The sequence below is a fragment of the Planktothricoides raciborskii GIHE-MW2 genome, from assembly GCF_040564635.1.
Lineage (GTDB): Bacteria > Cyanobacteriota > Cyanobacteriia > Cyanobacteriales > Laspinemataceae > Planktothricoides > Planktothricoides raciborskii.
Window position 1 is genome coordinate 2,699,821 of the sequence record NZ_CP159837.1, and the last position, 10,180, is coordinate 2,710,000.

General features: G+C 43.6%; 9 protein-coding genes. 4 read left to right on the forward strand and 5 right to left on the reverse strand.

The window, feature by feature from the left end:
- The first annotated feature begins 483 nt into the window (after positions 1-483).
- Together ABWT76_RS11375 and ABWT76_RS11380 are read left to right on the forward strand one after the other, a co-directional pair.
- On the forward strand, positions 484-888 hold the full coding sequence (locus ABWT76_RS11375) for a hypothetical protein (protein WP_354635024.1): 405 nt from the start codon (positions 484-486) through the stop codon (positions 886-888).
- A 69-nt stretch (positions 889-957) separates the two neighbouring features.
- Positions 958-1,599, forward strand: a complete 642-nt coding sequence (locus tag ABWT76_RS11380) for a transposase (protein WP_354636124.1) — start codon at positions 958-960, stop codon at positions 1,597-1,599.
- Between the two features lie 404 nt (positions 1,600-2,003).
- On the opposite strand, the gene ABWT76_RS11385 is transcribed toward ABWT76_RS11380, so the two are convergent.
- Positions 2,004-3,503, reverse strand: a complete 1,500-nt coding sequence (locus tag ABWT76_RS11385; protein WP_190880843.1) for a pitrilysin family protein — start codon at positions 3,501-3,503, stop codon at positions 2,004-2,006.
- A gap of 128 nt (positions 3,504-3,631) precedes the next feature.
- Positions 3,632-5,146, reverse strand: coding sequence for a pitrilysin family protein (locus ABWT76_RS11390; protein ID WP_190880845.1), 1,515 nt, complete (start codon positions 5,144-5,146; stop codon positions 3,632-3,634).
- Positions 5,147-5,538: 392 nt separating this feature from the next.
- Here ABWT76_RS11390 and ABWT76_RS11395 point away from each other — a divergent pair, with 392 nt between their 5' ends.
- Positions 5,539-6,156 carry a TetR/AcrR family transcriptional regulator gene (locus ABWT76_RS11395; protein WP_054470214.1) on the forward strand — a complete coding sequence of 206 codons (618 nt, stop codon included), beginning with the start codon at positions 5,539-5,541 and terminating at the stop codon, positions 6,154-6,156.
- Here the strand turns inward: ABWT76_RS11395 and ABWT76_RS11400 are convergent.
- Positions 6,146-6,562: a DUF4332 domain-containing protein gene (locus ABWT76_RS11400; protein WP_054470215.1), complete on the reverse strand. Its 417-nt coding sequence runs from the start codon at positions 6,560-6,562 to the stop codon at positions 6,146-6,148. The two genes, ABWT76_RS11395 and ABWT76_RS11400, sit on opposite strands and share 11 nt — an antisense overlap.
- Positions 6,563-6,630: 68 nt before the next feature.
- Here ABWT76_RS11400 and ABWT76_RS11405 point away from each other — a divergent pair, with 68 nt between their 5' ends.
- The gene (locus tag ABWT76_RS11405) at positions 6,631-8,058 is read left to right on the forward strand and encodes an aminopeptidase P family protein (protein WP_054470217.1); all 1,428 of its coding nucleotides are present in this window, start codon (positions 6,631-6,633) and stop codon (positions 8,056-8,058) included.
- 88 nt (positions 8,059-8,146) lie between these two features.
- Here the strand turns inward: ABWT76_RS11405 and ABWT76_RS11410 are convergent, their stop codons facing one another.
- The gene (locus tag ABWT76_RS11410; protein ID WP_054470218.1) at positions 8,147-8,401 is read right to left on the reverse strand and encodes a hypothetical protein; all 255 of its coding nucleotides are present in this window, start codon (positions 8,399-8,401) and stop codon (positions 8,147-8,149) included.
- Positions 8,402-9,121: 720 nt separating this feature from the next.
- Entirely contained in the window at positions 9,122-10,168 is a 1,047-nt protein-coding gene (locus tag ABWT76_RS11415) for a pentapeptide repeat-containing protein (protein WP_054470219.1), read from the reverse strand.
- Positions 10,169-10,180: the final 12 nt, after the last annotated feature.

The window sequence follows — 10,180 nt, forward strand, 5'->3', positions numbered from 1 at the left end:
GAGAAACCCTCCTGCTAATCGCTAAATTCAGCCCTTGCTTGGGGTTTAAACTCCTGGCAAGGGCGCTGATTTTGGGGGGTTTGAAACTGTAACGTAATTGTTGGACAGAGTTACCCATTGCTACTCAAAAATGGGTAGCTTTTTTCTTGCCGTCAGATATGGAGACATCACTTAAGTAGTCGGACATTTTGGCCGCAGGACTAATTTTCGTAAACATACTAGAAACCCTTGTGGCACAATAATTACTGGATAGATGTTCGGGGCATACTCGCCCTTATCTACGTTTTGGCTGATTAGAGATTTTTGGCCAGCCGGATTGACAAGTTTAATTATATTCATATATCATTGTCAAAGTGAAACATTTACTCTTGTCGAGTCAAATGCAGTTAGTTGAGAAGCATATAATTAACCGACAGCATAAATTTTGGCAGGAATGCGACTATTTAGCATGGCAATCGAAAAATCTTTATAACTCGGCTAATTATGTCCAGCGTCAATACTTCTTTGAAACTAGAAAGTATTACAACTCGATTGATATTTACCACCAGACGAAGAACAAAGATAGCTTATCGATACCTACCAACGAAGGTTAGTAAACAGATTGTCCGTCGAGTTGCTGAAACTTGGAAAGCTTGGTGCAGAGCGTTAAAAGATTGGTCTGGGCATCCTGAAAAATATTTAGGTAAGGCGAAAATCCCAGGATACAAGCATAAAGAACGCGGTAGAAATGTGGTGATTTATCCCAAGGATGCGATCTCCTCTCCACTGCTATCTCGAGGCATTGTCAAGCTATCTCAGACTAATATTGAGTTGACCACTGAGGCTAATAATATAAACCAAGTACGAATTGTTCCTAAACTTGACCACTATGTAATTGAGATTGTTTAAACGGTTAGCGAGCCAGATAAATTTGATGGTAAATATCTAGCTGGTGTAGACCTGGGTTTAAACAATTTGGTGGCTATAACATCCAATCATCCCGGTATTAGACCGCTGTTGATTAATGGTAGACCATTGAAAAGTATTAACCAATTCTTCAATAAAAGAGTAGCAAAAGCACAATCAATCAAGGCTTGTCGGCTGGTAAAACAGCTAAACAGCAAGCGAGATAGAAGGATTGACAACTACCTTCATACTGTGAGTCGGCGTGTTATTGATTGGTGTCAGTTAAATGAGATTGGTCAATTAATCATCGGGAAAAATCAACGATGGAAACAAGCTCTCAATATTGGGAAAAAGAATAATCAAGAATTTACCAATATTCCTCATGCCAAACTGATTAAATTATTGACCTCACAATTAGCAGGGATTTCTGTAGTTTTAACTGAAGAAAGCTACACTTCTAAAGCGAGCGCTTTAAATGGCGATTATTTGCCGAATATCCAGGCTAAAATAGAAGCAAAAGTTGTGTTTAATGGTAAGCGTGTTAAACGTGGTTTATACTTGACTTCCACTGGTAGAATCATCAACGCTGATATCAATGGAAGCATGAATATAGCTAGAAAAGTAATTCCCGATGCTTTTGAGGGAATAGAGGGATTGCCGTTTATTCCTGTAGTTTTAGACCTTTGGACTAAAATTACAAACGTAGCTGTCTAACACTGTCTACCTTTGGGTAACTTTGTCCAGAGTTTTACGAGCGGTGATAAACCAACTTATTTTTGCTCTCGGTGAAACTGCCAAAATTGTCGCGGTTCTCAGGTTTTTTAGGCGATCGCGTTTCTTTTTTTGGCTGAAAATTTTTTGGGATCAAAATATATCTGCTGAAGATATCTGCTGAAGATGCAATTTGAAAGCTGGGAATTTGGCGGCGATCGATTCAGATGATATCTGTAAATAATCTAAACAAATCAGTAAGACTGCATATCTATATTATCTATATTAAGTTAGATTAAGGTAGCGAAAATTCAGTTAATATCGGGTGGTCAATGCCCACCCGATGTCATTATCATCACCAAAAAACCAGCAAAAATCAAGCAATTTAACCGGATTAATTTTGGCGATTAACTCCTCTGAGGTTCAGGGATAGAAATGTCAATTGAATTGACGTTATTTGTGGGATTTAAACTAGACAAAGGAGGCTGAATTGCCGGATCATTGCCCACCACTAAGGTGACAATTTTATCGGGCTGTAAATATTGTTCAGCGACTCTTTGGACATCCGCAATGGTCGTGGCTTCAACTCCATTTTGATACTGAAAGATAAAATCTTGGGGATAGTTGTAATACTCATACCGCATTAAACGCGATAAGGTTTGACCGGGAGATTGAAAATTAAACACGAAAGAATTCAAGGTGGAATCTTTGGCGTAGTTTAACTCAGTCTGGGTAATGGGTTCGCGGCGAATTTGTTCAATTTCGCTGAATACGGCTTGAATGAATGCAACCGTTGCCTCAGAACGGGTTTGACCCCCAGCTAAGAAAATCCCCGGATAGTCAAAGCGAGGACTCCAATAAGCATAGACAGAATAGGCTAGACCTTTTTCAGACCTGACTTTGTTAAACATTCGGCCTCCAAAGCCATTAAGTACCCCATTGAGTACGGATAAAGCGGTGTAGTCAGGACTATCTAATTGACCGCCTAAATGTCCCATTTGCACATAACTTTGGGTAAGCTGAGGCTGATTAACAAAAAATATGCCACCGGGTTTGGCTGGGTTTGCCAATACTGGTGGTGACTGATTGATAGCCGCAACATTGGGGTTAGGTTTCCAGTTGCCTAGTTGCTGTTCGATTAGCGATCGCATCTCTTGGGAATTAAAATCTCCCACAATCCCTAGGATGATATTATTAGGATGAAAATAAGCCTGATAAAATTTCAGCAAATCTTGACGAGAAATATTATCTAGATGCTGATATTCTATGGTGCGAGCATAAGGGCTTTCACTCCCATAAATCAATTTTTGAAATTCTCGTCCGGCGATTTCATTCGGATCGTCATTCCGCCGAGAAATTGCCCCGCGCCGTTGGTTTTTGGCTAAGTCAATTTTATCTTGGGGAAAAATCGGTTCTCGGAGGACTTCCGCAAATAAGCCAAACACTTCTGGCAGGTCTTCACTTAAGGCGGTAAAACTCACACTGCCGACATCACTATCCACAGAGCTTTCTACAGCGGCTGCCCGCAGTTCTAATAACTCATTCATTTGCTCCGCCGGATGACTTTTGCTGCCACCGGAACGCATCACCTCACCCATAATATTCGCTAGTCCAACTTGATCGCCCGGTTCTAAGCGATCGCCCGTCTTAATAAATGCTTGACCGCTGACCAAAGGCAGTTCGCGATCTTCCATTAAAAACACCGTTAACCCATTATCAAGTTGATAGCGGGTATAGTCAGGAATTTTAATTTCTGGTAAAGGCGGCAATTTTAAATCTGTATAATGTTTGGCTTGCTCTGCTTTTACTGGTGACAATAATAACAATATAAAAGCAAAAGCAATAGCCAAAATTATCAAGACAAAATTACTTTTTGCTTTCACCATTTTTGCATTGGAGTTGAGCATAAATTTCTCACAGTGTTGATTAGGACTAAAGGGAGACAATGGTTATTTGTTAGTTTTTATTTGTTAGTTGTTAGTTGTTGTTTGGGGAAGGCATCAAACAACAACTAACAACTAACAACTAACAGCTTTTACTCAGTCGGCAGTAAGCGACCAATGGTGCGATTTTCTGGGACAAAAGTGGCTTGAGCGATGCGTTGAATGTCGGCGGCGGTGACAGCTTCAATACTTTCCAGTTGTTTAAACAGGTTTTGCCAAGACCCGGTTTTGACCTGATATTCCACCAGCAGACTCGCCATCCCAGAATTAGAATTGAGCGATCGCAACAAATCAGCCCTTGCCTTAGTTTTTGCCCGTTCTAGTTCTAAATCTGACACAGGTTCATTGGTTAAGCGTTCAATTTCTGTATGTAATGCTTTGGCGACTTCTTCCACCGTATGACCGGGCGCAGTCAGAGCATAAAATAGCAGCAAATTCGGATATTTATTCCCCGGAAAGCCACTAAAACCCTGAGCATTCAAAGCTAATTGCTTTTCTTCGATCAAAGACTTGTAAATCCTTGAAGTTCGACCATCACTGAGAATAGCGGTAATCATGTCATAAACCGCATTATCCCGATCGTTAACCGCCGGTCGGTGATATCCTTCCAAATACCAAGGCTGAGTCGGTAAGCGCAAAGTCACTTCCCGGGGTTGGGTTTGCGGTGGCTCAACTTGTTCAACTTGGGGGGGAGTCGAGGGGGGGGCGGGATAACGACCAAAATAAATGTTCGCCAAGCGCTTGACTTCTGCGGGGTCAACATCTCCCACGATCGCGATCGTCATATTGTTCGGAGTGTAGTAAGTCTCGAAAAACTCCCGGACATCTGCTCTGGTGAGATTTTGTAGGTCTTGAGGATAGCCAATCACCGGGTTGCGATAGGGATGAACCTGAAATGCTTCGGCCAGAAATACTTCCACCATCTGACCAATGGGCGAATTATCAGTCCGCAGACGCCGTTCTTCCAAGATCACCTGCTTTTCTTTATAAAATTCCCGAAATACTGGCTCCAGGAAGCGCTCAGACTCCAAAGACATCCACAGTTCTAACTTATTCGCGGGAAAACTATAAAAATAACGGGTGGCATCGGCAGAAGTGGTGGCATTGAGTCCCACCCCGCCGGACTGTTGCACTATTTGACCAAATTGATTTTGAATAATATATTTAGACGCTTCCGTTTCTACCTGGGCAAATTCTGCCTTTAATTTCGCCACTTCTGAGGGGCGATTGGCTTTTTCAGCCGCAGAAATGCGATCGTTAATCTCATCCAGCTTGTTCAGCAGTTCTTTTTCAGCGGCATAGTTCGTGGTGCCAATTTTCGTCGTGCCTTTAAAGGCGAGATGTTCCAGAAAGTGAGCCACCCCAGTTTTACCCACAGGTTCATTTGCCCCACCCACGTCGGCGTAGGTGATGAAGGAGACAACTGGCGCTTCATGTCGTTCTAGGACAATAAATTTAAGTCCATTGTCTAGACGAAATTCGGTGACTTTTTGTTTTACCCGGTCTAAGTAGGGCTGAATGGATGATGTGGGTGCTGGTTGGACGGGCTTAAACTCATCGGTTCTCGCCGCTGCTGGGGTGGGGAAAGTTGCCCAGCCCAGCAGCATGACCGCGAGGAGGATGCCCACAAGTAAGGTTGCCCTGGGGAAATTTGGCCATTTCCAAGGCCGATGGTTGGTTCTCTGGTAGTGGGATTCGCTGGTTTGGTTGGGCGATCGCCAAGCGTCCAGAAACCGGGTTTCTTTAAGAAACCCGGTTTCTTGCCAATTCAGTTGTGGTTTCGGCGAAAATGTTTGTTTAGTCAGTGTCATTTTTAACGGGTTTAGTTTAAGGTTGTGGGAGTAATAGAGGTGACATGGTGCGGCAAAAGACCAGAAAAGGCAGTGGCGCCTCCGGGCAATCTTAACAATCTATTAAAGTTTGCCCATTTTCCGCTTGATTCGTTGGACAATTAAGTAGAAAGGATGAGCAATTTCATCCGGCATTGTCTATTTAAATTATGCAAGCGATGAACCAAATTACTTCCGGCATAGAGTCGCAAACTCGGACTAAAATTCTTCAGGCGGCTCAGAAATTGTTTGCCCACAAGGGCTACAATGGCACCACCACTAGGGATCTCGCTCACGAGGCCGGGGTGGCAGAAGGGACTATTTTTCGACATTTTCCCCATAAAAAAGCAATTTTGGTGGAGTTAGCCACCGAGGGCTGGATCGAAATCCTCACGGACTTATTAACTGAATTAAGTGAAATGGGCAGCTATAAAGCGGTGGGTCAGGTGATGCGCCGCCGAATGTTGAATTTGCATAAAAATGGTGATTTGATGCGGGTTTGCTTTCTGGAAGCACAGTTTCACCCCGAATTACGCGATCGCATCCAAAGTGAAGTCATTGCCAAAATGACTGATGTGGCCGAGGCATTCTTTCAAACCGCAATGGACAAAGGCATTTATCGGCGGATGAATCCTAAATTTGTGGCTCAGGTCTTTTTGGGGATGTTTGCGATCGCCGGGTTTAGCTACAACACCATCTTGGCAGAAAGTTCATCGCCACTTGCTCAGAAAGAAATGGCCGAAGGACTGGCCGATATTTTCCTCAATGGGGTTTTGGCTAAAGATTAACTTTAACCAATAACTTCGCCTCTTGTACCCATTGAGCCACTAGATCCGGTGTGGGACAGAGATCCTTGCGTTGCATCATCGCCACTTGTACCCGTAAAATCTGTTGATGAATTTTATACACGGGCATCTGGGCCAGTAATTTCACTGAGCCCACTCCCGCATGAAGTAACAGTCCACTATATTGACAGCCCACGGTGGGAATACCGGCTAACTCAGCCAATGCCACCCATTTATTGACATACTGAACATGGATGCCTAAGTGATGTGCCAGAGCTAATTTACGCTCTGGGGTGTTGGCATTTTTGAGCAGTTTACCCGTGGTCGCAATACCTTGCTGTTTTAATTCAGCTTGGTGGCGATCGCTCAATCCAGGTAATTGAGAAATCGGCCAACTCCGCAATTTCATATCACAGTTTTTCACCTTTTTTTAGAGCATATAATCCTAGCATATTGACTCCAGGAATTTTTTAAATCATGCCAGCCACCAGCCCGAATCCGATCGTAGAAACCTTAAAAAATCGCCGCCAACAACTGGCTCAACTGATATCATTTCCAGTCATCCTCTGGTCAGGAAAGCCATCATCCCGAAATTTTCCCCATAATACTTTTCCCTTTCGTCCCAGCAGTCATTTTCTTTATTTCGCCGGGTTGCCCGTTGAAGATGCCGCAATTCGTTTAGACTCCGGGAAACTAGAACTGTTTATGGATGACCCCAACCCAGAAAGTACCCTCTGGCATGGGGTCATGCCCACCAGAGCACAAATTGCCGAAGCCATTGGCGCTGATGCAGCTTTTCCCAAGCAGGAGTTAGCGTCACGGGCGACTGGGGCAGCAACAATTATGGTGCAAGATAGCGCCACTCGTGCGGAACAGTATATGGTCCGCAATATGGTTCGCCATTCCGTTCAGCCAAAGTGCTCCGCACCGCTTCCGCGAACGGACGATCGTTATGACGATCGCTATAAAGAGATAGATTTGCAATTAGCCCAGGCGATCGCCACCGTCCGTCTGACTCACGACCAAATAGCCCTATCCCAGTTAATGTCTGCTGCTGCTTGTACAATGCAAGCCCATTTAGCCGGAATGATGGCCACACCGAGAGCAAAAACCGAGGCAATGGTGCGGGCAGCAATGGAAGGAGTGCTGATTGCCAACAATATGCAATGCGCTTACAACAGCATTGTCACCGTGCATGGGGAAGTTTTGCATAATCAGGTCTATCACCACCCCCTACAACCGGGAGACTTATTGTTAGTTGATTTAGGTGCGGAAACAGCTTCCGGTTGGGCCGCTGACGTGACCAGAACTTGGCCGGTTTCTGGCAAATTTTCTCCCACCCAACGAGATATCTATGATATCGTCTTAGCCGCCCATGATGCTTGTATTGCCTACGCCCGTCCTGGGGTGGAATATCAGGATATTCATTTATTAGCCTGTCGGGTGATTGCTGAAGGTTTGGTCAATTTAGGCATTTTAAAAGGGCAGCCAGAAGATTTGGTAGAAATGGACGCCCATGCCCTATTTTTCCCGCACGGCATCGGGCATTTACTAGGGTTGGACGTCCATGATATGGAAGACTTAGGCGATATTGCTGGGTATGAAACCGGACGAGTGAGGAGCGATCGCTTTGGCTTATGTTTTTTGCGACTCAATCGACCCTTGCGAGCGGGAATGCTGGTGACAATTGAACCTGGGTTTTATCAAGTTCCGGCGATTTTGAATCAGCCAGAAAATCGGAATAAATATAAAGATGTGGTCAACTGGGAGTATTTGGCCAAATTTGCTGATGTCAGAGGGATTCGCATCGAAGATGATGTCTTAATCACCGACGGGCGATCGGAAACCCTAACGGCAGATTTGCCCACAAATCCCCATATCATTGAGCAAATTATTCAAGGTTAACTATAGGGCGATCGCAGTGAGGACTCCCTCCGGGACGCAACGCGATCGCAGCTTTCGCGTTGCGGAGCAATATCGCAGGGGAGAAAATTTACAACACATATCGCGGATTTGGCACACAGCCACGTTTTTCACAATTAGGATCGTCCTGATTGTCTTGATCCGCTTTTTGCTTGGCTTGTCTTTTTTCTGCGAGGGAAAAGTTGTGGATTTTCTCCCTCTGTTGCGCCTGATTCCAACTGGTGCTAATCAAATGTTCAATGCCAGTGCCTAAACCCACCACCAGTAAGAGAGATAAGCACCCACAAGGAGACATTAACTTGAAAAATTTTTGTTGTGCTACCATGGTTTTTTTCCCTGGAATCCTGAGTATGTAAGCGTAAAAAATTCCTATATGACCGGAAAATTACGGTATCTTGATTTAAACATAAAGTTTCCCTCAATTCAACACTTATCAACACTGAATTTTTATATAGAAAACCGGGTATCTAGTCAGTAATAGGAGTCAAATACTTCATGGGTGTTGCCCGTAAAAACTCGGACATAATCGATCAAGAGCTTATGGGATGTATTCTATTGTACATTTTTTTATATTTCGGATCAAGCCATGCTAAATCTTGATTTCATGGGTGATCGCCGACTCCTGTTGTGGACTTATTGCTGAATTATTATATCCACTTGAGTTAGATCGGCAATTTTTCCGGGTATAATTTTCAGTAGCCACAATGATTTTCTCCGTGAAAACACTTACGCAAAATTCAGATCTAAAATAATCAAATTTTTATCCATAAAAATTCATCCCCTTCAGTTATTTTTAACTTAATCAGGTACAAATATCAACAAATCGTCACCCTCGCCTCAGTAATATAAACCTCTAAATTGCGTGCGAAAAACAGGCTACCATATATTTAATCGCCAGACATTAAATTTCGTACCTCATCACCCTCAAATTTTTTATCAAAGACACGAACAAAAGACACGATGTTTGCTCCCCAAAGATTCAAGACCAGGAAATTGATAACTTAAAAATTTAAATGATTACAATAAATCTTCAATAATCGCCGACTTAATCCTCAAAAATAGCACCGCGCTGTAAACAATCCTGTCTCATCGCCTCAGATAAGCCTAAATTTTCTCGAAATCGGGCATTTTTTAACATTGTTTCGGTAAAAATAACCCGACTTAAGTTCGTATTGTGGAGCACAGCGCCAGTTAGATTCGCACCAGTGATATCTGCATTGGTCAAATTAGCGCCAGTTAAATTGACTCTGGTTAACTTGGCCCCGAAAAGATAAGCACTGGTTAAATTCGCCTCTGTCAAATTCGCATCCGTGAGATTGACACCACTCAGATTTGTGCGTAAATCCGCCCCAGTTAAATCAGCGCCATTCAGATTAGCATCAGACAGATTAGCATTAATCATTTGAGCATAGCGTAAGCAAGCTTGCCGCAAATTGGCGCGGCGCAAATTTGCCAATTCCAGATACGCATGACTCAGGTTCACTTCACTTAAATCCGCCTGACCTAAATCCGCATAATGTAAATCAAGATTACTAAGGTCAGAACAGGCAAAATCTTCAATGGGGTTAATTCCTAAACTTTTTGCCAAGGCAATAAAATCATCCGTGTTGGATTCTAAAAACAATTCTCGTGCCAGAGAAACCAACTGTAGCTGGTACTCTCTGGCTTTTTGTTGGTTTCCCATCGATTTGTAGGCTAATTTTAAGCTGGCTAGATTTTTCCCTTGAGAAGTTTTGTCTTGCATTTGCTGGGTAATCACTAAACACCTTTCTTGCGCGGCGATCGCCTGTGACCAAGATTCTAAGCGGGCATAAACCGTTCCGAGATTAAATAAAGCATGGGCTTGTCCTCGCGGGTCTTGCAGTTCCACAGCGATGCGATAATGTTCTTGATAACAGGCGATCGCCGCAGACAAATCCCCTAATTTTTGATACCCCACCCCTAAATTGCCCAGGGTAGCCGCTTCTTTGCCCCGGTCTTTCAGTTCTTGATACTTTTGTCTGGCTTGTTGCCACAGTTGCATGGCTGAATCCACTTCACCTTGATGATATTGCTCAATTCCTTGTTTTAGGAGCAAGTCAGCTTCAGACATTGTTCAACACCA